The 20,911-nt window shown below is 34.5% G+C and carries 28 protein-coding genes; 5 read left to right on the plus strand and 23 right to left on the minus strand.

The features are described from left to right. The 10 genes from ACYSNW_RS06535 to ACYSNW_RS06580 all read right to left on the minus strand — a co-directional run bounded on the left by ACYSNW_RS06535 (position 1) and on the right by ACYSNW_RS06580 (position 8,572). Entirely contained in the window at positions 1-1,449 is a 1,449-nt protein-coding gene (locus ACYSNW_RS06535; protein WP_461743681.1) for an FGGY-family carbohydrate kinase, read from the minus strand. A gap of 4 nt (positions 1,450-1,453) precedes the next feature. Next, entirely contained in the window at positions 1,454-2,398 is a 945-nt protein-coding gene (locus ACYSNW_RS06540; protein WP_461743682.1) for a transketolase family protein, read from the minus strand. Next, entirely contained in the window at positions 2,395-3,222 is an 828-nt protein-coding gene (locus tag ACYSNW_RS06545) for a transketolase (RefSeq protein ID WP_461743683.1), read from the minus strand. Before ACYSNW_RS06545 ends, ACYSNW_RS06540 begins: the two co-directional genes overlap by 4 nt. 2 nt (positions 3,223-3,224) lie before the next feature. Then, positions 3,225-4,631, minus strand: coding sequence for an L-fucose/L-arabinose isomerase family protein (locus tag ACYSNW_RS06550; protein ID WP_461743684.1), 1,407 nt, complete (start codon positions 4,629-4,631; stop codon positions 3,225-3,227). 22 nt (positions 4,632-4,653) lie between these two features. Beyond that, positions 4,654-4,956: a PTS sugar transporter subunit IIB gene (locus ACYSNW_RS06555; protein ID WP_461743685.1), complete on the minus strand. Its 303-nt coding sequence runs from the start codon at positions 4,954-4,956 to the stop codon at positions 4,654-4,656. 168 nt (positions 4,957-5,124) lie between these two features. Then, positions 5,125-6,144, minus strand: coding sequence for a LacI family DNA-binding transcriptional regulator (locus ACYSNW_RS06560; protein WP_461743686.1), 1,020 nt, complete (start codon positions 6,142-6,144; stop codon positions 5,125-5,127). Between the two features lie 220 nt (positions 6,145-6,364). Next, complete coding sequence (msrB, locus tag ACYSNW_RS06565) at positions 6,365-6,802, minus strand: peptide-methionine (R)-S-oxide reductase MsrB (RefSeq protein ID WP_461743808.1); 438 nt, start codon at positions 6,800-6,802, stop codon at positions 6,365-6,367. Between the two features lie 148 nt (positions 6,803-6,950). Next, positions 6,951-7,451, minus strand: coding sequence for an acyl-CoA thioesterase (locus ACYSNW_RS06570; RefSeq protein ID WP_461743687.1), 501 nt, complete (start codon positions 7,449-7,451; stop codon positions 6,951-6,953). Between the two features lie 42 nt (positions 7,452-7,493). Continuing rightward, positions 7,494-8,054, minus strand: a complete 561-nt coding sequence (locus ACYSNW_RS06575; protein WP_461743688.1) for a Maf family protein — start codon at positions 8,052-8,054, stop codon at positions 7,494-7,496. Between the two features lie 47 nt (positions 8,055-8,101). Then, a complete protein-coding gene (locus ACYSNW_RS06580) occupies positions 8,102-8,572 on the minus strand; it encodes a GNAT family N-acetyltransferase (protein WP_461743689.1) in 471 nt (156 codons plus the stop codon). Between the two features lie 264 nt (positions 8,573-8,836). Here ACYSNW_RS06580 and ACYSNW_RS06585 point away from each other — a divergent pair, with 264 nt between their 5' ends. After that, positions 8,837-9,196, plus strand: a complete 360-nt coding sequence (locus ACYSNW_RS06585) for a DUF1304 domain-containing protein (protein WP_461743690.1) — start codon at positions 8,837-8,839, stop codon at positions 9,194-9,196. A gap of 77 nt (positions 9,197-9,273) precedes the next feature. Here ACYSNW_RS06585 and ACYSNW_RS06590 read toward each other — a convergent pair whose 3' ends face one another. From ACYSNW_RS06590 to ACYSNW_RS06600, 3 genes are all read right to left on the minus strand, one after another. Then, a complete protein-coding gene (locus tag ACYSNW_RS06590; protein WP_461743691.1) occupies positions 9,274-9,693 on the minus strand; it encodes a VOC family protein in 420 nt (139 codons plus the stop codon). A gap of 36 nt (positions 9,694-9,729) precedes the next feature. After that, positions 9,730-10,419 (minus strand): aspartate/glutamate racemase family protein, encoded by a 690-nt coding sequence (locus tag ACYSNW_RS06595; protein WP_461743692.1) that lies wholly within the window; start codon positions 10,417-10,419, stop codon positions 9,730-9,732. 248 nt (positions 10,420-10,667) lie between these two features. Then, positions 10,668-11,012 (minus strand): hypothetical protein, encoded by a 345-nt coding sequence (locus ACYSNW_RS06600; RefSeq protein ID WP_461743693.1) that lies wholly within the window; start codon positions 11,010-11,012, stop codon positions 10,668-10,670. Positions 11,013-11,379: 367 nt separating this feature from the next. Between ACYSNW_RS06600 and ACYSNW_RS06605 the strand changes: the two genes are divergently transcribed. After that, positions 11,380-11,793 carry a cytidine deaminase family protein gene (locus ACYSNW_RS06605; protein ID WP_461743694.1) on the plus strand — a complete coding sequence of 138 codons (414 nt, stop codon included), beginning with the start codon at positions 11,380-11,382 and terminating at the stop codon, positions 11,791-11,793. Positions 11,794-12,033: 240 nt separating this feature from the next. On the opposite strand, the gene ACYSNW_RS06610 is transcribed toward ACYSNW_RS06605, so the two are convergent. Both ACYSNW_RS06610 and ACYSNW_RS06615 read right to left on the minus strand, forming a co-directional pair. Next, a complete protein-coding gene (locus tag ACYSNW_RS06610; RefSeq protein WP_461743695.1) occupies positions 12,034-12,240 on the minus strand; it encodes a hypothetical protein in 207 nt (68 codons plus the stop codon). An 86-nt stretch (positions 12,241-12,326) separates the two neighbouring features. Continuing rightward, the gene (locus ACYSNW_RS06615) at positions 12,327-12,962 is read right to left on the minus strand and encodes a hypothetical protein (protein WP_461743696.1); all 636 of its coding nucleotides are present in this window, start codon (positions 12,960-12,962) and stop codon (positions 12,327-12,329) included. 341 nt (positions 12,963-13,303) lie between these two features. Between ACYSNW_RS06615 and ACYSNW_RS06620 the strand changes: the two genes are divergently transcribed. After that, complete coding sequence (locus ACYSNW_RS06620) at positions 13,304-14,158, plus strand: AraC family transcriptional regulator (RefSeq protein ID WP_461743697.1); 855 nt, start codon at positions 13,304-13,306, stop codon at positions 14,156-14,158. A 24-nt stretch (positions 14,159-14,182) separates the two neighbouring features. Here the strand turns inward: ACYSNW_RS06620 and ACYSNW_RS06625 are convergent, their stop codons facing one another. From ACYSNW_RS06625 to ACYSNW_RS06640, 4 genes are all read right to left on the minus strand, one after another. Continuing rightward, complete coding sequence (locus ACYSNW_RS06625) at positions 14,183-15,352, minus strand: MFS transporter (RefSeq protein WP_461743698.1); 1,170 nt, start codon at positions 15,350-15,352, stop codon at positions 14,183-14,185. A gap of 103 nt (positions 15,353-15,455) precedes the next feature. Then, the gene (locus tag ACYSNW_RS06630; RefSeq protein ID WP_461743699.1) at positions 15,456-15,773 is read right to left on the minus strand and encodes a carboxymuconolactone decarboxylase family protein; all 318 of its coding nucleotides are present in this window, start codon (positions 15,771-15,773) and stop codon (positions 15,456-15,458) included. 17 nt (positions 15,774-15,790) lie between these two features. Continuing rightward, on the minus strand, positions 15,791-16,204 hold the full coding sequence (locus tag ACYSNW_RS06635) for a cupin domain-containing protein (protein WP_461743700.1): 414 nt from the start codon (positions 16,202-16,204) through the stop codon (positions 15,791-15,793). 16 nt (positions 16,205-16,220) lie between these two features. Then, the gene (locus tag ACYSNW_RS06640; RefSeq protein ID WP_461743701.1) at positions 16,221-16,733 is read right to left on the minus strand and encodes a flavodoxin; all 513 of its coding nucleotides are present in this window, start codon (positions 16,731-16,733) and stop codon (positions 16,221-16,223) included. A gap of 206 nt (positions 16,734-16,939) precedes the next feature. Between ACYSNW_RS06640 and ACYSNW_RS06645 the strand changes: the two genes are divergently transcribed. Next, positions 16,940-17,236: a hypothetical protein gene (locus tag ACYSNW_RS06645; RefSeq protein ID WP_461743702.1), complete on the plus strand. Its 297-nt coding sequence runs from the start codon at positions 16,940-16,942 to the stop codon at positions 17,234-17,236. A 15-nt stretch (positions 17,237-17,251) separates the two neighbouring features. Continuing rightward, positions 17,252-18,178: a LacI family DNA-binding transcriptional regulator gene (locus ACYSNW_RS06650; protein ID WP_461743703.1), complete on the plus strand. Its 927-nt coding sequence runs from the start codon at positions 17,252-17,254 to the stop codon at positions 18,176-18,178. 31 nt (positions 18,179-18,209) lie between these two features. On the opposite strand, the gene ACYSNW_RS06655 is transcribed toward ACYSNW_RS06650, so the two are convergent. From ACYSNW_RS06655 to ACYSNW_RS06670, 4 genes are all read right to left on the minus strand, one after another. Then, complete coding sequence (locus ACYSNW_RS06655) at positions 18,210-18,800, minus strand: helix-turn-helix domain-containing protein (protein WP_461743704.1); 591 nt, start codon at positions 18,798-18,800, stop codon at positions 18,210-18,212. 147 nt (positions 18,801-18,947) lie between these two features. Beyond that, a complete protein-coding gene (locus ACYSNW_RS06660; RefSeq protein ID WP_461743705.1) occupies positions 18,948-19,670 on the minus strand; it encodes a YebC/PmpR family DNA-binding transcriptional regulator in 723 nt (240 codons plus the stop codon). A 184-nt stretch (positions 19,671-19,854) separates the two neighbouring features. Then, the gene (locus tag ACYSNW_RS06665) at positions 19,855-20,247 is read right to left on the minus strand and encodes a YxeA family protein (RefSeq protein ID WP_461743706.1); all 393 of its coding nucleotides are present in this window, start codon (positions 20,245-20,247) and stop codon (positions 19,855-19,857) included. Between the two features lie 95 nt (positions 20,248-20,342). After that, on the minus strand, positions 20,343-20,846 hold the full coding sequence (locus tag ACYSNW_RS06670) for a VanZ family protein (RefSeq protein WP_461743707.1): 504 nt from the start codon (positions 20,844-20,846) through the stop codon (positions 20,343-20,345). Positions 20,847-20,911: the final 65 nt, after the last annotated feature.

Below are 20,911 nucleotides of genomic sequence, written 5' to 3' on the forward strand. Positions count from 1 at the left end.
CTATTCATTTTCTATTTCATCAAGATTTTCTATAAACCGCTTCCATTTTTTATATTTTAAAAGAATTCCTTTGCATTTTTGATTTTCTTGGATATATGTTTCTTTTATTGTTAACAATTGCAGTTGCTCATTCGCCATTTTCGCTACACCCATAGCAGAGAACTCTTCAATTTCACTAACAATGATTTCTTTGTTCAATAAAGTGGCCATCATTTCCATCAATAAGTGATTTTTTGAGATTCCACCATCAACATAAATTTTATTGATCTTACAAGTAGCTACTTCTTCCATTGTATCTATTACTGCTTTCACTTGAAAAATGAGACTTTCCAAAACTGCTCGAAATAGTTCTTTTTTTGTTGTTTCCCGTGTTATTCCAAAAAATGTAGCGGATAATTGATTATTCCAAAAGGGAGCTCCCATTCCCTGTAATGCAGGGATAAATTGAACAAGTGTTTCTTCCTTATAATCAAGAGCCTCGTTAAACCAAGCGGATACTTGCTCAACCGTAGAAATCGTTTCACTAAACCAATTAATAGCATCTCCACACGAACGAATAATTCCTTCAAGCGCATAGTTTCTAGCGGTTTTTGTTTCCCAGGCAACCGTCGTTAAAATACGGTCGTCCCTTAACATACTTTGATCATTCACCTGCATTAATATAGAACAACCTGTGCCCATAGTGATTTTAACATCACCAATCGCTAAGCAACTTTCGCCGAACAAGGCTGCTTGTGAATCTGCCATAACACCTTTAATAGGAATCCCTTGATACTTACCAAAAAAATCATCAGCATTTCTGATTTCTGGCAAATCTTTCTTTTGAGCATTAAAAAGTGCAACTAATTCTTCATCCCAACACATTTGATGAATGTTATACAAAAGAGTTCTACACGCATTGCTAGCATCCGTTGCAAAAACTTCGTGATCAGTCAAATTCCAAATCAACCAACTATCAATCGTACCTATCGCTAGTTCATTCTTTCTTGATTTTTCTTGGATTAATGGAACTTCATCATATAACCATTTGATTTTTGATCCTGAAAAATAGGGATCGATTTTTAATCCTGTTTTCTGATTGATCAGTTGCTCTTTGCCATCAGAAATTAGCGCATTACAGATTGACTGGCTACGGTTACATTGCCAAACAATTGCATGATGAAGCGGTTTTCCGGTGACTTTATCCCACGCGACAATTGTTTCTCGTTGATTCGTAAGTGATAAGTACGCAATATCAGAAAAAGTAAGTTGATTTTCTTCCAAAACTAATAGTAACAGTTCCTGCACATTTCCCCAAATTTCAAGTGAGTCTTGTTCGACCCACCCATTTTTCGGATAAAATTGTTGATGTTTTTTGTCATATCTTTTAAGTATCCGACCCTTTTCTAGTAAAAGTACTTTCGTTCCAGAAGTACTTTGATCCAGTACAATTTGATAAATCTTTTCCATTCAATCAGCTCCCAATAAATGCTTCAGCTTGCTTAGCCAAGGAAGCACCATCTAGTCCATAATGACGGAACAATTCTGAGCCACTTCCTGTGATCAACGCCTCATCTGGAAACCCAATAATTTTTTGCTTACATCCTGTTTCTTCGGATAGAACTTCTGCAACTGCTGCGCCTAACCCATTATAAATGCTGTGCTCTTCTACTGTAATGAGATACTTCGTTTGATGTGCTGCCTTTTTGATTGCTTCTGCATCTAGTGGTTTTATTGAATGAATATTCAATACTTTTGCTTGAATATTTTTTTCTAACAATAATTCAGCCGCATCCATTGCTTGTCGTACCGTTTCTCCAGTAGCAATAAATGTTACCTCTGTTCCTTCTTTCATCGTAACAGCTTTCCCTATTTCAAATTCGTAATCAGCATTTTCGTAACAATCTTCTACCGGATTTCGACCGATTCTGATATACGCAGGTTCTTCTGTTTTTGCTAGAGCTTTAAATAATTGAACCGTTTCAAACCGGTCAGCCGGCGCAAACACTTGAAGATTTGGAATCGCTCGTGTTACAGCAAAATCTTGTAATGAGTGATGACTCATTCCTAATGCGCCATAACTCACTCCGCCACTGATTCCAATCAATTTTACATTTTTGTTTGAATACGCCACGTCGACTTTTACTTGTTCGATGCTTCTCATACTTAAAAAGCAAGCGGGAGAGGCAACAAACGTGCGTTTTCCCATGTGAGCTAATCCAGCCGCAATACTAACAATATTCTGTTCAGCAATACCTACTTCTACTAATTGAGTTGGGTGAACATTAGCAAATTCATTTAAGGAAGCAGAACCTCTCGAATCACTTGTTAAAACCGTTATTGTAGGATCTTTTTCGGCAGCTTCAATTAGCACTTCACACATTGCTTGGCGATTCGCTATTTTATTTTTTGGTTTCATTTGTTCAAAACCTCCAATTGTTGATTCAATTCGGCTAAAGCTTTTTCTAACTGTTCATCTGTCGGTACTTTATGATGCCACTGCGCTTGATTTTCAGCTTCCGAAAAGCCTTTTCCTTTTACAGTATTCGCAATAATCAATTTCGGTTTGTTTTTTTCATTTGGCTTTGTAAGGGCAGCGATTAATTCTTCCATATCATTGCCATCAATTATTGAAACATCCCAGCCAAAAGCGCGCCATTTCTCATCTAGTGGTTCAACAGACATTACTTCTTCCGATTTCCCAGTGATTTGTAAGCCATTGCGATCAATAATCGCGGTTAAATTGTCTAATTGATAGTTAGTAGCAGCCATCGCTCCTTCCCAAACAGAACCTTCAGCCAATTCACCGTCACCTAATAGCGTATAAGTATGATAGGAGCGATTATCCATTTTACCTGCTAACGCAATTCCTACAGAAACAGGCAACCCGTGACCTAAAGAGCCAGTATTCATTTCTACGCCAGCAACTTTATTATTTGGATGACCAATCAAACGAGAACCAAATTGAGAAAACGTTTGTAGTTCTTCTTTTGATATAAATCCTTTGTCTGCAAGAACCGTCCAAAGTACTTCTGCTGCATGACCTTTACTTTGAATATATTGATCACGATCCACCATTTCAGGATTTGACGCATCAACCTTCATAACATGATAATATAGGGCAACTAAAATATCTGTACATGATAAGTCTGAGCCTGTATGACCCGTTTTGGCTTGATAAATCAATTGCCAAACTTCTTTTCTAATTTCAATTGCTTTTTTTTGTAAATCGATTATTTCCATTTTTATTCTCCTCTAAGGTATGCCTTGACATCTTCTTCAATTGGATCGTAAAAATCAGGGGTAACTCCTAAATATTTACATGCTTCATATAAAATGGGAACAACATTTTTTCTTACAGCAGCAACATGATGAATATAAGGACCATAGACTAATTTAAATTCTAAGCGATTAAGATTTTCAAATTCTAAATATAAGTAGGTTCCTTGATTATAGGGACCATCAATTCCTTTACCGGTACCCATTAATAATGAGTATTCACCATTGTCACCATCAAAACGACACAACGTATACTCATCTTTAATGGCTCTAAAAGCAACGGATCCTGGATAATCAAAAACAAAATGGCGTGGTGGTAAAATTGGCTTTGTTTCAGCCGTTGAATAAGCAAAAACGCCTAGATGTTGCAGAAGCTCTCCATTCTCATTTTCTGGGTGGCGACAATTCACATCTGCAAAAATAGCTCTGTGTTCTCCCAGAGAAGCAGCCTCAATCAATAATTCTGAAATTGCTCCATGAACATCTGTTTCACAAACAAACGGCAATCCTTCTTCTTGCAAAAGTGATAGAGAAGCATATGGAAGAATCCCAATCTCATCTTGAAGTGCTGTCCAACATTGAATAACCCCCGCGTTGCAACCATATTTTTCACACAGTTGTTGTAGCGCTACTTTCAATGCAGCTACCATTTCTAATTCATCATTACTGATTTGTACTTCTGTATTTTTTCTGAAGTAATCCATTACTTTTTCAATCGCTGAATAATTAGTTTCTTTGATTTCCTCAATTTCTTGCACCAGTTCTTTGATTGGAACAGGTGATAATGAGATGTTAAATCGTTCCAATAACTCTCCTTCATTACAAATAACTGTCCAAAAATCAAATGGACGTGGACCAACTTGTAATATTCTGGTTTGTTTAAACGTTTTTACCACATTACAAACCTTAATGAAATCTTTTAGTCCTCGTTCAAATTCCGGTGTATCAATATCTGAATTTTTTATATACGTAAAGGGAACTTTAAAGCGTCGTAAAACTTTTCCAATAGCAAATAGTCCACATTGTGTATCTCTTAGTCTTGATCCATCTGCTGCAGGAGTTTCATCTTTTGGCCCCCACAACAGCACGGGGACATCTAATTTTTTCGCTAGCCGAGCACATGCATATTCTGTTCCAAAGTTTTCATTAGCCAAAAACAGACCATCGATTTTCTCTTTTTTAAATTTTTCAGCAATCTTTTCAACGCCTTCATCATCATATAGAAGACCATCTTCATTTACATCTAAAATATCTACATAATCGATTTCCAATTCATTCATCTTTTTTCTCGTCAAATTTGCGTATTCAATTGCTGCTTCTGCACTAAATAGATTTCTTCGTGTAGGAGCAAAACCTATTTTTACCTTATCCATACAAAAAACCTCCAATAAATATTTAGTTATTTTCACTAAAAATAATTTTATCCACTATAGAATTAATATCTTGATTGATGAACTCTTCTTGAGAAATCAAAATAATTTTCTTTTTTGGAAATGTTAAAGTAACTTTCTCTTGATTAAATCGAACTTGTGGTGCTAATAAAATAAAATCATAGTTCTCACCCAGCATAAAAACCTCTGAAAACGGCGCCGATTTAATTGAATACTCTTTATCCAAATGATTTAAGGCTTTTTTTAATTCATTTACCAATAATGCAGTCGATAGTCCAGCCACACAAAACAGCCCAATAGTTCTCATTAAATCACCTCTCATCTACCGAAAGCCCTTACTTTTATAAAACTAGTATACCATCAACTAAATATTTTGCAATACTTTTAGCTAAATTTTAGCTAAATAAAACAAAAAAAGATAGAGCGGAAATTTTAGTTTTCGCTCTATCTTTTTTTATCATTGAAAAAATTCGATTTATATTTCCAACAATGGTACACTTGCGCGCTCTACAACAGTTGTTCCAACCATCATTTTAACACAATGATTTTCTTCTTCTGAAATCTTCTCAACCAAACGTCGAACAGCTTGTTGTCCCAAATATACTTTATCCACTTTAACTGTCGTTAGTGGTGGACTACAAAACTCTGCTAACGGAATATCATCAAACCCGACTATTGCAATTTCCTTATCTGGCGCTTCTTCTTTAAGAGCTTTCATAGCACCAATTGCAATCGTATCATTTACTGCAAAAAAAGCAGTAGGGATCTCGCGTCCTTCAGCAAGCATAGCCGTCAAATAAATTTTCATGTCTTTATATGAACCTTCTAGTGTAGGTTCAACCAAAGCTTCTGTTTCTTCATAATAGATTAATCCATGATCTTGGATTGCTTGTAAGAATCCTTCCTTTCTCTCACGAAAGTTATTAATCTGAAAAGCAGAATTAATTAAACCAATATCCTTATGCTTGGCTTCAATCATTTTTTCTACTATTTCATAAGCACTATCCAAATTATTAATCGCAACAAAATCAAACTCCTGTGATTTGAAGATAGTATCTAAAATAACAATGGGTACCGAAATTTCTCGAAAGACCTCTAAATCTTGTTTTTCTAGCTCTGTTCCCAAAAAGAGTAGACCATCTACTTGATCTTGATTGACAGCATCGGAAAACATCGTATTCTCATCCAAAGTGACGTGAGAAATCACTAATTCATACCCTAAAGTTGTGCACTCCATTTCAATTCCTCGAATTAATTCAGAGAAAAAAGGCGTATCTCCAACAACGTTCCCTTTTTTATTAAGAATGATAAATTTAATCTTTTGTGTATCAGTTTTTTTAGGTTCCTTTTGTTCAAAATAGCCCATCTCTTTAGCTACCTGCAAAATATATTGACGTTTTTGTTCACTGATTCCTTTGCGGTTATTAATTGCATTTGACACTGTTCCACTAGAAACGTTGGCCTTTTCAGCAATATCTGAAATCAAGATTTTCATGTGTTCATCTCATTTCCATTAAAGTATCTTTATAAATTATAGCAAAGAACTAAAATTAGAACTACTATAAAATAAATTTATTTAGTTAAATTTTAGTTCATTTACTATAATTGAGAATACTTCAAGAAAATAGAGCTATTATTAGAGGAAACTGTTTAGGAGATGCTTTAATATTAGTAATTAGAAAATTAATAAGAGTTACATATTTCTCGCATGATTTTTATTCAAAAAGATCTTTGTATTCACTATACCCTTCTTTTTCAAGGTCTGCCACAGGAACAAATCTGAGCGCCGCAGCATTGATACAATAGCGTAATCCGCCCTGATCTTGTGGTCCATCTGTAAATACATGACCTAAATGAGAGTCCGCTTCCTTGCTCCTCACCTCAACCCGATTCATTCCAAAAGTCGTATCTTTTTTTTCTGCGATATCATTTTTGTCGATTGGTTTTGTAAATGAAGGCCAGCCACACCCCGCATCATATTTGTCGGTTGAACTAAAAAGTGGGTCGCCGCTGACAACATCAACATAAATCCCATCTTGATAAAAATCATTGTATTCTCCAGTAAAGGGACGTTCGGTTGCATTTTCTTGAGTTACCGCATATTGAATGTCTGTTAGTTTCTTTTTCAATTCTTCTTGTGATGCTTTTTCCATCATGACTCACACTCCTTTGGTTATTGTTCCATTTATCATAGCATTTTTGCTAAAAGAACTGAATGAATACGACTTACCATTATACTAAATCTACCGGTCAAAGACTTAGTTGTAGGTATCCCTTTTAGTCCTCGTTATTAACAAAATTTTATTCTTCAACACGCCAAGGAAGTGTCAAATCAATTTGGCTTGCTATATCCATACTATCTTGACGTCTCATTTGGCTTGTCTTTTTTCGTTTTTCATACCCTGCACAAATAAATTTTTCTTCTTTCGTTTGAGGCTTGATAACAGGAAGTGTTTTTCCTTTAGGTACCACAAACGTCAGAAAACATGTCCCAGCTAAATAACGTGTTCCTTCTAATAAATCTTCTCCAATAACTTTGGCGAATACTTCCATTGAACGCGTTCCAATACCAGAAACAAATGTATCAATACAGACAGAATGATTCGCTCTGATTGGCGCTAAAAAATCTAAATGATCCACAGATGCGGTCACAATTCCTTCTCTTGCAATACGCACAGCCGAAATCCCAGCTGTTTCATCAATCCACGCCATCATTTGTCCACCGAATAAGGTATCATTAAAATTTAAATCTTTATACGTCACAAAATGAGTTTGTACGGATCGCGTTTCTGAACAATTCATCCATTTTCCTCTTTTCACTTACTTATTTTTTACTGTAAAAAATCAATCTTCCTGAAATTCTTGCAACATCCGATAAAGGGTCGCGATCGGTAAACCCATAATTGAATAATAATCTCCTTCAATTTGCTTCACAAACAAAGCTCCTTGGCCCTGGATTCCATAAGCTCCTGCTTTATCTATATATTCATCTGTCTCTAGATAGGAATTTATTTCTTGATCAGATAATTCATAAAATTCTACCTTTGCTGGAACTGTTGTCGCTAACTCTTGATTATTTTTTAGTAGCACGATACTCGTATATACAGCATGTGTTTTTCCACTCAATTCAGTTAACATGTTGAACCCATCTTCGCGTGAAGCCGGTTTGCCTAAAATTTTATTATCTAAAGTGACGATTGTATCACACCCGATTACGAGGTCATTTGGATGATTTTTTGCAACTTGTTGCGCTTTTTCACGTGCCATTTTTTGTACATATTCGACTGGTGTATCATTTTCATTCACTTTTTCATCGATTTCCGCAGGGACGATTTTGAACTCTGGTAAAATTCGTTGTAACAATTCTTTTCTTCTAGGTGATTGCGATGCTAAAATAATTGTCATCCTATTCTCCTCTTCTCACATTAAAATAAACAAAAACTATTATGCTTCTACGTTCTATTGGAATCTAACTTTTTCTCAAGACAAACACAGCGTTCATCTCCAATAAATTCACCATAATTAGGAACAATTTGATACCCACTAGTTTCATAAAATCGAATTGCTGCAGTCATTTCAGCCCCTGTCTCTAAAATCACGCGTGAATAACCTTGTTTTACCACGTCCATTTCCAAAGTACTTAGAATTTTAGTCGCAATTTTCTGTCCTCGATACTCCTTCTTCACATACATCCGCTTAATTTCAGGGACGCTATCTTCCAAAAGCTTCCAACAGCCACAGCCAACTGCTTGATTCTCGTCATAACAAATTACTGCCATAGACATTCCTGCCAAATAATGATGTTTTTGATATCCTTGAGCCACTTCACTGCCCCACTCTTCAATGAAAAAACGATCTAATTCAGCCACTAATAAACGTAAATCTCGACTGTCAGTAGTTACTTTTTTGATTGTAATTGACATAAATTTCTCCTTTTCAATAGAATACCACAATTCATTCTGTTAAAGAGTATGGACGAACTGTTTGACAATTGCCAATCTTGAATTTTTTCTCGACTAACTTTAAAAAAAGCAAGAGGATTTTTTTCTATTTCATCCCATCTAAGTTAAATTTCTAAGCATATTTATTTACAAAAAAAAACGAAAAAACTATCATTGAAGCAACGATGATCATGCGCTCAAGACAATCGATTCATCTACAATTATTAGCTATTACGGAGGGTTCCCATGTCTATTATATCAACTGTTCTCATTTTATTAACAGCCTTAGAATTTTTCTACATTATGTATTTAGAAACATTTGCCACAACCTCATCTTCTACTAGCAATGTTTTTAACATGACGACTGATGAACTAAAACGAAAATCTGTGACTGTGTTATTTAAAAATCAAGGAATTTACAACGGCTTAATCGGTGTTGGTTTGTTATATAGCATATTTTTCGCAACTGCTTCTATGGAAATTAGCCGCCTGTTACTGATTTATATTATTTTAGTTGCTTTATATGGCAGTCTTACTAGTAATAAAAAAATCATTTTAACTCAAGGCGGTTTATCGATTTTAGCCTTACTCTCAACTTTTTTTTAGTTTCTATGCATTATTGAACGAATTCAATTGTATTGTCAGTTGGATTCGTTCAATTTATTTTCCTTCTTCAAAACAAATCATTCTCGTTGACTCATTGGATGTGATGCATTAAATTGAACTAAATCCCATAGATTCCCATATAAATCTTTAAAAACCGCTACCGTTCCATAATCTGCTTCTTTCGGTTCCCTAACAAATTCAATACCTCGCGCAAGCATTTTTCGATAGTCACGCTCAAAATTATCTGTTCCTAAAAATAAAAAGACACGTCCACCTGCCTGATCTCCGATGAAGACCCTTTGTCGTTCTTTTGAAGCTTTTGCTAATAAAATCGTCGCTCCATTTGAACCTGGCGGAGCTACCACAACCCACCGCTTATCTTGTTCAGGTTGATAGGTATCTTCCAATAAAACAAAGTCAAGTTTCTTCGTATAAAAAGCGATGGCTTGATCATAATCCTCAATGACTAGGGCAATATGCACAATTGATTGTTTCATAAAAATACTCCTCTTCATTAAATTTATCAGTTATAGTTACGCTAAAACATATTGAACAGCTGCTTGACAATGGATTTCAGTGGTATCGAAAATAGGCGTTGTCACATCTTTTTGTTGAATCAACAACCCAATTTCAGTACACCCTAAAATAATTCCTTGCGCTCCATCTGCTACTAAATGCTCAATAATTTGTAAAAACGTCTGTTTTGACTCTGCCAAAATTTCCCCCTGACATAATTCCTCAAATATGATTGTATTGACTTGAGACATCTCTTCATCGGTCGGAATACTGACTGTTATTCCACTCGCAATAATTCTTTCTTTGTAAAAATCTTGCTTCATTGTATACTCAGTCCCCAAAAGACCTACTTTTTCAATTTTATTTTTTTTAAGTTCCTCAATCGTCGCATCCGCAATATGCAAAATTGGCATGGTAATGTGCTCAGCAATTTGAGCAACTACTTTATGCATCGTATTCGTACAAATCAGCATAAAATCTGCGCCAGAAACTTCCAATGACTTGGCTTCTTTCCCTAAGATTGCCCCTGCTTTTTCCCATTGATTATTTTTTTGACATCGCTCAATCTCATCAAAGTCAACACTAACTAAGTTGATTTTCGCCGAATGTAAACCACCTAACTGATCGTTGACCAGTTCATTTAAACGCGAATAATAGCTCATAGTACTTTCCCAGCTCATCCCGCCTAAAAGACCAATTGTTTTCATTTTTTTAACCCCTCTCTTAAATTCAATGATTTTTCTCAGTATAGTGATTTCTACATGAATTGTGGCTGAGACAAAAGTAAAAACCACTTTTGTTTTATTCTTTGAAACCAAACAAACGGTGATGCAAAAGCAGCCCCTACGGAAATAAGCCGAAATTGTTGTAAAACACAGCGAATGAAATAAGTTGATGTTGCACAATACCTACTCGGTTACCAAAAATTTGAAGAACAATTTCCGGAAATTCCTTCTTATTTCTCAGAGCTAACCACTTTTGTCCCAACCTCATAAGTTTGTAATTTTTTATCTAATAGCGTGATTAATGGAGTTTGATCTATAGGACAACTTAGGCGATTTTTAATCAGAACTAACGATTTTTGACTAGATTTTTCCTCTTCTAATTCGTTAAACTCTATCATCAACTCGCCTTCATTTCCACAGTGGCATAAATAAGTAAAGTTGATTTTATAATAAGAAACGTAACATAGGTAGCCAATTGTTTCTTGGCAACCTTCACAATAAATCGAACTCGCATAATCTTTTAACATACGCGTGTTTTTCAACACGTTGTTATTATATTTTCTAGCGATTGCCAACAACTCCTTTCTTTTTACTCTTAAAGTTTATCACACTTTAGTTTATTGCCAAGTATTCATGAATGTACGCTCTTCTAGTATTATCTACCAATCTTATGAAAGTTCGACAATCTTTTCCTTACTGAATATAAATATAAAAAAATTAACCACTCCTTTTCAGTAAATTGATTAATTTTATTCTTCCAATCACCGTTATCTATGCATCACAATATGTACGTTATCCTATTTTCGATAACTTTTTGATTTTTACTTTCAAATACCACAGTTTTACTATAACAATTGAACTTAAGCAGATTTTTAAGCAAAATAAATCATATTATTCTAAGTAATTAAACTCATGATATACTAAAAAATAAAGGAGTTTTTTATGGATATTTGGGAAAAATTATATGATGAAGCAAAATGCCTATACAACCCTCATGAAGTATCACCATTTATTTATGCGCAACATGTAGTTTGTGCTTTAGAAGCTGAGGATGGACAAATATTTACAGGGTACTGTTTTGAAGCAACTGCTGGAGTTTTCCATCTCTGTGCAGAGCGTGCCGCAGCATTTAATATGTATCAACTAAGTAAACAAACAAAAATCAAACGAATTATCGCCTTTCGAAATGAAGCACCTTACGGTTTAGGAGGCATGCCTTGTGGAGCGTGCCGAGAATTTTTACTGCAACTTAATAGCAAGAATTCAAAGACAGAGTTTATGGTAGATTATGAAAAACGTGAGACTATAACTTTAGAAGAATTATTACCAAAATGGTGGGGCGTAGATAGACTATAAACAAAATTAGTTGTTTAACTCACAATTCAATATAATCTAGATTATAAAAAAGTGCCCACCAGTCAAGCGATTAGTGGGCATTCTTTGTGATTCCCGACTGGTCTAAGCAAAAAAATTCTGATATTATTCATTTATTAACTCTAAAAGGTGTTGAAAATGTAAAATAAACAGATTCAATACATTTCTATTGAATTAATCTTCCATAAAAATCATACCACGTTCTATATCATCTTTTTTTCTTTAAATCATTCCTGCAATAAAATTAACGATTCCTAATACGCCCAAAAAAACTAGTGTCCCACCAAAAACATACCCTTGCCACAATCCAAATCCTGCATAAGGATTACTCTGTGAATTTTCTTTAGAAACAGCTATTAATTTTTTTAATCGTTTAAATTCATAAAATCCAAGACCTATTGCGATGATGCTGAATAAAAATCCTAACATTTTTTTCATTCCTTTCTTGTTAATGATTTTTGATCAACTAAGGAAAAATCATTCCCGCTCTATTACAAAAAATCAAATCCATTTAACTAAAACGTTCTTTGGCTATCAGTAAAAAATAGCTTCAATTGCTTTTTCACATAGAAAAACAAACGAAGAAAAATATACAGAATTATCCCGATAATTAAGAATATATGGTTCATAATTTTAGGAGAAAAACCTTCAATCACATTTGAAAATGGGCCTAGTTTAGCAGTTGCAGATAACCGATTCAAAAAAACAAAGGTAGCCAACAAATCCCCCAAACTAAATAATACTAAGGCCATAAAACTTCCTTGCAATGCATACTCGATACTTAATACCGCATTTGATTCACCAATAAAAGTCATAACTAAATAATCCCTTTGTTGCATTTTAAAATATTGAATGTTCATTCGGTACAAATAGCTGATTGAAACAATTACTAATAGTCCAAATAGAACCAAAGTCATTCCTTCAAAAATAGTCAATTGTGTAACGATAGGTGAGGCTACTTGAACATTCCCATCCTGTTTCATCGCATCACTTTTTACCCATTGAATCCAATAAGAAAAAAATAAGAATCCATTAAATGAGAGAAAAGTGAAAAAAGTAAGTACCAATAGAAGCAAACTATTTAAAATAATCCCATTCATACGAAATAAATTTTTCAGAGCACCCTCAATAATATAAAGACTTTTTTGCATATTTCCTCCCAACTATTTTACAAATTTCGTAAAACAAATTGTTATTTCCCATACTCCTCGTACATCTTATGGAAAACGATGAACTTTACTTTTATTATATCATTCTGTTGTACTTACCTCTACTTGAAGTGAATACTAAAAAGCAAATCGAGTGATACTTTTCTCATAAACAAAGCTAACGCTGATTTTATCTTTCATTTTTGATATGATAGTAGTGCTAGTATCTATTTAATATACTGTAAAAAATTTCCGCTAAAGAAAAGGATTGCTCTCTAAAAAAGGCAACAAAAGAGAGGATACTTTGGTTTAACTGACCTACAATTGATGTAAGGAGTGAGCTTATGGAATGGATTGATGATTTAAACGACGTAATGACCTATATTGAAAAGCATTTAACAGATGAGATTTCTTATGATGAATTAGCCAAATTAGCCCATTGTTCTACCTATCATTTTCAACGAATGTTTTCCTATATGGCGGGAGTTCCGTTATCAGAGTATATTCGGCGTAGAAGAATGTCTTTAGCTGCAGTCGATTTACAAACTACCGATATGAAAGTAATCGATATTGCATTAAAGTATGGGTATAATTCGCCCACTGCTTTTAACCGTGCTTTTAAAACGATTCATCAAATTTCGCCATCAGAAACACGGAATAACGTCGTTGTATTGAGCTCATTTCCCCCTTTGGAATTTACCTTATCATTTAAAGGAGTGGAAAAAATGAATTATCGAATCGAAGAAAAAAATGAACTACGCATTGTTGGTATTTCAGAAGCATTATCTAAAAATATTGAAGAAAACTTTGAAGTCGTGCCAAAAATTTGGAATGAGTTTGCTAGTCAAGGAATTCTTGCTCAATTAATCCCTTTGATGAACAATGAATTACCAGGTGTATTAGGCGTTTCTGCCTGTTTTACCGAAGAAAAATGGCGCTATTATTTAGCTGTGACAAGTGATACTCCTTGTCCTGAAGGGCTTGAAGAATATACAATCCCTGCCTTCACATGGGCAGTCTTTTCTGGAAGTGGCGCTATGCCAACCGCAATTCAAGAATTAGAAAAACGAATCGTTACTGAATGGTTACCAACTTCAGGCTACGAGTACGCAAATGGACCAGATATCGAAGTCTATCTGACGCCTGATCCAGCAGATTCTGTGTTCGAAGTTTGGATTCCCGTCACTAAGAAAAAATAGCCAAAAAAGTTATGAAAAAAATCATCAGACTTCTTGATTTTTTTCATAACTATTTTTTTTAATATAGTTTATCGCTGCCACCACTCCAGCTAAAAACAGCATTAAGATTCCTTCAACTATAAAAATACTCGCATTATCTTTAATAGAAAAAATCGATACGAATAGCGAAATAGAAATTGGCGCAAATGCTGCACCTAGATTAAATGCAATCAACAATAATGAGGTATTTTTTTCAGCATTTTCTTGATGATTTTGATTGATTTCATTAAATAAATAGGGAATAAATGTTCGAAATGAAAAACCACAAAGAGTAACCATTAACGACGTCAATAGTAAACCTTTTGAAAAGCTAATTCCAAACATAGCTAAACTCATCCCTAAAAAGGCGAATGGCAAAGTCCATTGTTTGCTGACTGTAACTAATTTACCGAAAAAAATCCCAGCCATCATTGCACCAAAACCAACTAGAGCAAGCATGTTACTCCCATTTGTCGCATTGCCGTAGTTTTTTTCTAATAATAAAGAAGTAATTTTCACCGTCAACGACATATAAACGGTCACTACAATCACCAATAAAAGCAGATAGCCATACATTTCTTTCTGAACGGTTGAATTTGCTGATTGGCCCATTTTTTTTCGCTTAGAATCAGGTTTGATTTCAGGTACAAAAAGACTAAATAGAATAAAAATCGGTAATGCTAAAAAATAGGCCAGAAAAGATGTTTTCCAATGAATCAGTAACAGTTGTCCTACTAAAAAAGTAACGAACATCCCGCCAATGCCTTCAAAACTACTTTGCAATCCAATGACCGAAGATAATTCTTTTCCTTGATATAAATTTGCTGCAAACGAGAAAAGCAAAGGATTAAAAAGTCCAACACCTATCCCAAACAACATTCGACTCATAAACAATACCCAAAATGACGTTGTAAATGCTGGAAGAATTCCCGAAAAAAATACTAATGAAATACCAATTTGTACAGTTAAGCGGTAACCAATTTTTTTTGCAATCTTTTGACTGAGCAAAATCGTTAAAATAATAAACAACGATGGTAAAGTAGTAATCAATTCAACGAGTGTTGGATGAATGCTTGGATACGTTTTTTGAATTTCTGGAATATTCGCTGCGATTGCACCTGATGAAACGACTAACAATGAAACAGACAATAACGCTATTTTTTTTAACTGATTCATCAATTTCCTCCATTGCTTTCTCGATCATCAGCATTTTAAACCGAATAGAAGAGAGTATACTACCTATTTCATAGCTCTTTTTCTCAGTTCTATCTGACTTGTCTTACTCTTCACCAAAAATCTCTTTAGCTAATGTAAAAGCAGACCAAGCTTTGGGCCAACCAGTATAAAAAGCTAAATGGGTAATCAATTCCACTATCTCATCTTTTGTGACACCATTATGTTTAGCCATTTTTAAATGAGCTTCCAATTGAGGGACTCCTTGTGTCAATAAGCTCGCACAAGTAATTAAACTTCGGTCACGTGGAGAAAGTTCTTGCTCTCTTGACCAAACTTCTCCAAATAGAACATCATCATTTAATTCCGCAAATTTTGGCGCAAAAGTTCCTAATCGATCTCTTCCAGCTGTTTGTTTTTTCATAATGACTCTCTCCATTCTTATTTTGTTAAGTTGTTATACCATTCATCATTCACCGGCTCTAACCACTCTGGAGTTCCCGCAGTAATCGCAATATGTTCAAACCAACTATCTTTAGCTGCTCCATGCCAATGTTTGACACCATCATGAGTGACAATGACATCTCCAGCTTTCAAATATTGCGCTTCTTTTCCTGCTTCTTGGTACCAACCTTCGCCACCAGTTACGAGCAATAATTGATAGCCCTCATGATGAATATGCCAATTATTTCGACAACCTGGTTCAAACGTGACATTCGAAACCCCGACATTGATTGTAGGATCTGTCACCAATGCTTGTAAATAGCTTTGACCAATAAAGTATTGTGCATAAGCTTCATTTTTTGCTCCTATAGGAAAAATCACACCATCTTTTACTTCTTCAAACCTTGTCATAATAAAACCTCCTAAATTAATGAATAATTTCCTGTAACCAATTTTGAATTACTAAATCCGCTCGCTCAACTCTTGAACCACGAATGGATACCCCTCTTTCAACGATTGCTTGAGGGCAAATCCTTTCAAGGTCACTTAAACTATTCCCCAGCCCGCTTCCCTCATGTGTGCAAAAAGGACAGATAATTTTTCCAGTCATATCATTATGCATTAAAAAACTACCGATGATTCTTGGAAATGTTCCCCACCAATTAGGATATCCTAGTAAAATTTGTTCAGTTTTTTTTAAATCCAAAGAAATGGATTCAAATGCTGGATATTCCTGTTTGATTAACTCATTTTTTGCTTGTATTACAACTTGATCATAATTTTTAGGATACGCTTTTTGAGGAATCAGTCGAAAGAGTGAAAGTTCCAGTTGGTTGGCTATTTTTTTTGCAACAATTTCGGTATTTCCTTGTGATAAATTTGCTTTTTCCCCTTCAATCAGGGTTTCGCCTGAGTGAGAAAAATAGACAATAGCTAACATCTTATCCCAACTCTCCTACTACTTTTTTTGATAGCTCTATCATAACTTGATTCATTCTAATCGTCTAATGCTTAAATAAAAAAAGAACTATGCTTCAAAAGCATAATCCGTCTTCTTTTACAAATTTTTATTCAATTTTCTTATAATCACTACTTGACTTGGTACGCGTTTCATACTGTATCTTTTACTAAAGAGGAGGTATTTCTATGTTATTAGGTGTGATGGAATTACTAGATAAAACAGACCTTCATTATTATTTCGTCTCGCTATCAATGGTGGATAATAATCTATTACTACTGAAAACTTTACCCCATGATTGTAAACCGTTTGAAAAAAAAGTAAAATTAACTGAAGTACAGAACGCAGAGATCAAAAAAGTAAAACAAGCATTAGCCGTTCAATTTGACTACGAAAATAATCACTATACTTTTATAGATTATGGAAATCATGTAGTGCCTTTTTTCGAAAAAATGCTCTTGCCTGTTATAAGTAGTAATTACTAATGAAAGGATATATTCATGACCACTATCAAAGATATTGCTAGACTTTCAGGTTGTTCTGTGGCGACAGTTTCGAGAGTTTTGAATGATCATCCTTATGTTACAGCAGAAAAAAGAAAAAAAATTCAGCAAATCATCCATGACTTAGACTATACGCCTAATGCGAAAGCTCGTGCTTTAAGTAATGGAAATGCGAAACATATTGGTGTTATGCTACCCTATGCCAATCATCCGTATCACGAAAAATTAACAGCAGGAATCTATCAAGAAGCCTTTCAACAAGGATATAAAGTGACCCTTTTACCAACAAACTATGAATTAGATATTGAGCTACAGTATCTTGAAGAATTAAAAGCAAAAACGTTTGATGGTTTGATTATCACATCAAAGAAAATTTCTTTTGAACGTATTTCAGAATATACCAAATATGCTCCGATCGTTTGTTGTGAAAGTACTGAAAATTTTCCAATTTCATCGGTCTCAATCGATCGAGAAGCTTCTTATCTTGCTATTTTCGCTAAACTAAAAGCAGCTGGACATAAGAAAATCGGTTTAACTGTTGGACGAGAAGAATATATCAGTGCCAGTACTCGTCTGTTACTCAAAAGTTTTCGTACCGTTTTTGGTTCGCTTGATAAAGAAATGCTCTTTAGAGAGTGCCATACATTTGAAGACGGAATACAAGCAGGATATTATTTCAATAAAGTGAAAGGAATTACTGCCATTTTAGCCAACGGAGATGATATTGGTGCAGGCATTTCACAGTCTTTAGAAAATAAACGTATTCAAATCATCGGAGAAGAAAATTTATTATCTAGCCGATTACTAAATTTTTCAACGATTGACCACCATTTAGACGTATGTGGGAAAAAAGCTTTTCAATTATTATTGTCGGGTAAGCAAGCTTCACTTTTAATTCCCTATACTTTTATTGAAAGAAAATAACCAAGTTTTGATTACAACTATTGAATCATAGTTAAATCAATACTTGGCTTCTTTTCAGGAGAAGATCAACAGACTGATTCCTGAAAAAAGACCTGCTCCAATAGAAAAAAGCTACAACTAACCAGACTTTTGACCAAAAATCTTTTTTCTGATCTCGTTTACTACTTTCTACATCAATTTCTCTATTCTCTAAAAATGCTAAAATTTCTGAATACGTTTTTATCTGATGCACTTTTTTTATTCGTTCTAATTTTAAGGCTGAATACATCGCAATTCCTAAAAAAACTAGTGGAATCCATACGCCATTAACACCATAATATTTTATCGCTGGTCCTATTGAAATTGCACCGATAACTATAAAAATCAACATACACCAAGAATAAGTGGTAATTGTTTTTAGATTCCTTTCTTGTTCCATTTTTTCTACATCTCCTTTAATCAATTCATCTAAAGAAATATCAAACAAAAGACTGAGCGCAATTAAGTTATGAATATCAGGATAGGATTTTTCATTCTCCCATTTTGAAATCGTTTGTCGTGTCACATAAATTTTTTCCGCTAACTCTTCTTGAGAAAAGTTTTTAAGTTCCCGATATTTTTTCAATTGTTTACTAAAATTCATTTTCTGCCTCCTAATAAATTCAGAATACCAGTTATTTACTTTTTTATCTGTCTGTTAGCGTGTACATCGACCTCTTTTCTACTGTATACAAATGTATACATAAAAAAATAGCCCGATAAAACGGACTATTTTTAACGATTTACCTTCCTACTCAGCAGAAGTAAATACTTCTGACACATCATCATCTTCTTCTAATTTATCTACTAAAATTGCTAACTTTTCACTTTGTTCCTCCGTCAAAGCTACCATCGTTTGAGGAATCATCGTCAATTCTGCTTGAGCTAATGTATACCCTGCTTGTTCTAACGCATCTCGGACTTCTACAAAATCTTCAGGCGCTGTATAAATTTCAAAAACTTCATCGGTAGTTTCTAAATCTTCACCACCAGCTTCAATCACTTGTTCAAACATTGCTTCTTCATCTACCGCTAATCCTTCACGTTCAATCACTAAGTAGCCTTTACGATCAAACATATAATTTACTGAACCTGTTTCACCTAAAGAACCACCATTACGAGTAAAAGCCACTCGGACATTCGTTGCTGTTCGATTTCGATTATCAGTCAATGCATAAACTAAAATTGCCACACCAGCTGGTCCATAACCTTCATAAATGATTTCATCATAATGCTCTCCTTCACCAGAAGCACTGGCTTTTTTGATAGCCCGATCAATATTATCATTTGGCATATTCGCAGCCTTCGCTTTATCTACAACCAATCGTAAAGCAGGATTCATCGCTGGATCAGGTCCACCTGCTTTTGCTGCCATATAAATTTCACGAGAGATTTTCTGAAATATCTTTCCTCGTTTTGCATCTTGCGCATTTTTTCGTCCTTGAATATTTTTCCATTTACTGTGTCCTGCCATGAGACTTCCTCCTCTTTTACCGATGTAGTATTCTCTTTCATTTTACTATTCTTTCGTTTAGATGCAACCGCTTTTCAAAAAGAGAACTCAATAAATAAACCAAAAAAGCCGTTCTTCGAAAAAATCGACAAACAGCTCCATGAATTTTAATTAATTTTCGAAGATTGACAAATGACTGAATCATTTAAAACCGTTTGACCATATTTACAGGTAAGTTGCTCTCCTGAACTTCTTCCCAAGAGCGAATATATTGTCCTTTACTAGATAATTTCAAAAAACGATTTGTTTTTAACTTTTTACCAAACGATACAAATTTCAGGACTCTTTTTTGCCCCTCTTGATTGTAGCACTCTTGAATGTACGCATAGTTTTCTACTTTACTGACCGCATCTGGATATTCATAAGCAATTTCAGCCTTTGTCTTTGTATAAAACGTTTCTTCACTAACAATTGGATTTATCAGATCAATGATTGCTGCACTTTCAGAAGTATTATTGACTGTATAAAATTTCAGTCCAACAAAGAGACCCACAATAAAAATAAGCGTCATTCCCATTCTTTTACCCCATTTTTTCATCTTTGTTTCAGCCTTCCTAAAAAATGACTTAGTTAATGCTACTATAATCTAAATAACTAATCATTACATCCAGCTTTAGCCTGATTTTTTATTCTTTATTTTTTTCGCAATCGTTTAACGCCAATAAACAATAAACAAATGCCTATAGCCGTTAATGCCCCCATAGAATCTAGCATTACATCTTGAAATAGCGGTGTCCGATCACCAGTTATCATTTGATGGAACTCATCTAATCCAGCATAACCAGTAGCCGCCAACCATGAAACAGTCCCTGTCAAAAATAATCCTTTGATCCGCGGTTGTAACCCTAAAAACCAGCTGCCTCCCAACAGGAAATACGTTCCAAAATGAGCGCCTTTACGAATTAAGAATTCAACAAATTTAATGTATCCTTTCGCATGAACACTGATTTCATCTCCTGCATACATAAATGAAATTTTACTAAGTTGTGCTTTAAACGGTTCATTCTTCAACCATTTCGCTAAAAAACCGACTTGAGATTGTTGTTCATAGGTTTGAGAAGAGCTGTAAAATAAAATAGCCATCACGACAAATGCTGCTACAATATATAAATTTCTATTCTGTAATTTTTTCTTCATTCTATTCCCTCGTTTCTTCTTTATATTATACGTTTTATCCAGAATTAAACAATCCATTATTTATC

The sequence above is a fragment of the Enterococcus sp. LJL99 genome, from assembly GCF_054871725.1.

Bases quoted from the DNA above. Each gene is read 5' to 3' on its own strand.
- ACYSNW_RS06535 (WP_461743681.1), bottom strand. From the start codon at position 1,449: ATGGAAAAGATTTATCAAATTGTACTGGATCAAAGTACTTCTGGAACG.
- ACYSNW_RS06540 (WP_461743682.1), bottom strand. From the start codon at position 2,398: ATGAAACCAAAAAATAAAATAGCGAATCGCCAAGCAATGTGTGAAGTG.
- ACYSNW_RS06545 (WP_461743683.1), bottom strand. From the start codon at position 3,222: ATGGAAATAATCGATTTACAAAAAAAAGCAATTGAAATTAGAAAAGAA.
- ACYSNW_RS06550 (WP_461743684.1), bottom strand. From the start codon at position 4,631: ATGGATAAGGTAAAAATAGGTTTTGCTCCTACACGAAGAAATCTATTT.
- ACYSNW_RS06555 (WP_461743685.1), bottom strand. From the start codon at position 4,956: ATGAGAACTATTGGGCTGTTTTGTGTGGCTGGACTATCGACTGCATTA.
- ACYSNW_RS06560 (WP_461743686.1), bottom strand. From the start codon at position 6,144: ATGAAAATCTTGATTTCAGATATTGCTGAAAAGGCCAACGTTTCTAGT.
- msrB (WP_461743808.1), bottom strand. From the start codon at position 6,802: ATGGAAAAAGCATCACAAGAAGAATTGAAAAAGAAACTAACAGACATT.
- ACYSNW_RS06570 (WP_461743687.1), bottom strand. From the start codon at position 7,451: ATGAATTGTTCAGAAACGCGATCCGTACAAACTCATTTTGTGACGTAT.
- ACYSNW_RS06575 (WP_461743688.1), bottom strand. From the start codon at position 8,054: ATGACAATTATTTTAGCATCGCAATCACCTAGAAGAAAAGAATTGTTA.
- ACYSNW_RS06580 (WP_461743689.1), bottom strand. From the start codon at position 8,572: ATGTCAATTACAATCAAAAAAGTAACTACTGACAGTCGAGATTTACGT.
- ACYSNW_RS06585 (WP_461743690.1), top strand. From the start codon at position 8,837: ATGTCTATTATATCAACTGTTCTCATTTTATTAACAGCCTTAGAATTT.
- ACYSNW_RS06590 (WP_461743691.1), bottom strand. From the start codon at position 9,693: ATGAAACAATCAATTGTGCATATTGCCCTAGTCATTGAGGATTATGAT.
- ACYSNW_RS06595 (WP_461743692.1), bottom strand. From the start codon at position 10,419: ATGAAAACAATTGGTCTTTTAGGCGGGATGAGCTGGGAAAGTACTATG.
- ACYSNW_RS06605 (WP_461743694.1), top strand. From the start codon at position 11,380: ATGGATATTTGGGAAAAATTATATGATGAAGCAAAATGCCTATACAAC.
- ACYSNW_RS06610 (WP_461743695.1), bottom strand. From the start codon at position 12,240: ATGTTAGGATTTTTATTCAGCATCATCGCAATAGGTCTTGGATTTTAT.
- ACYSNW_RS06615 (WP_461743696.1), bottom strand. From the start codon at position 12,962: ATGCAAAAAAGTCTTTATATTATTGAGGGTGCTCTGAAAAATTTATTT.
- ACYSNW_RS06620 (WP_461743697.1), top strand. From the start codon at position 13,304: ATGGAATGGATTGATGATTTAAACGACGTAATGACCTATATTGAAAAG.
- ACYSNW_RS06625 (WP_461743698.1), bottom strand. From the start codon at position 15,352: ATGAATCAGTTAAAAAAAATAGCGTTATTGTCTGTTTCATTGTTAGTC.
- ACYSNW_RS06630 (WP_461743699.1), bottom strand. From the start codon at position 15,773: ATGAAAAAACAAACAGCTGGAAGAGATCGATTAGGAACTTTTGCGCCA.
- ACYSNW_RS06635 (WP_461743700.1), bottom strand. From the start codon at position 16,204: ATGACAAGGTTTGAAGAAGTAAAAGATGGTGTGATTTTTCCTATAGGA.
- ACYSNW_RS06640 (WP_461743701.1), bottom strand. From the start codon at position 16,733: ATGTTAGCTATTGTCTATTTTTCTCACTCAGGCGAAACCCTGATTGAA.
- ACYSNW_RS06645 (WP_461743702.1), top strand. From the start codon at position 16,940: ATGTTATTAGGTGTGATGGAATTACTAGATAAAACAGACCTTCATTAT.
- ACYSNW_RS06650 (WP_461743703.1), top strand. From the start codon at position 17,252: ATGACCACTATCAAAGATATTGCTAGACTTTCAGGTTGTTCTGTGGCG.
- ACYSNW_RS06655 (WP_461743704.1), bottom strand. From the start codon at position 18,800: ATGAATTTTAGTAAACAATTGAAAAAATATCGGGAACTTAAAAACTTT.
- ACYSNW_RS06660 (WP_461743705.1), bottom strand. From the start codon at position 19,670: ATGGCAGGACACAGTAAATGGAAAAATATTCAAGGACGAAAAAATGCG.
- ACYSNW_RS06665 (WP_461743706.1), bottom strand. From the start codon at position 20,247: ATGAAAAAATGGGGTAAAAGAATGGGAATGACGCTTATTTTTATTGTG.
- ACYSNW_RS06670 (WP_461743707.1), bottom strand. From the start codon at position 20,846: ATGAAGAAAAAATTACAGAATAGAAATTTATATATTGTAGCAGCATTT.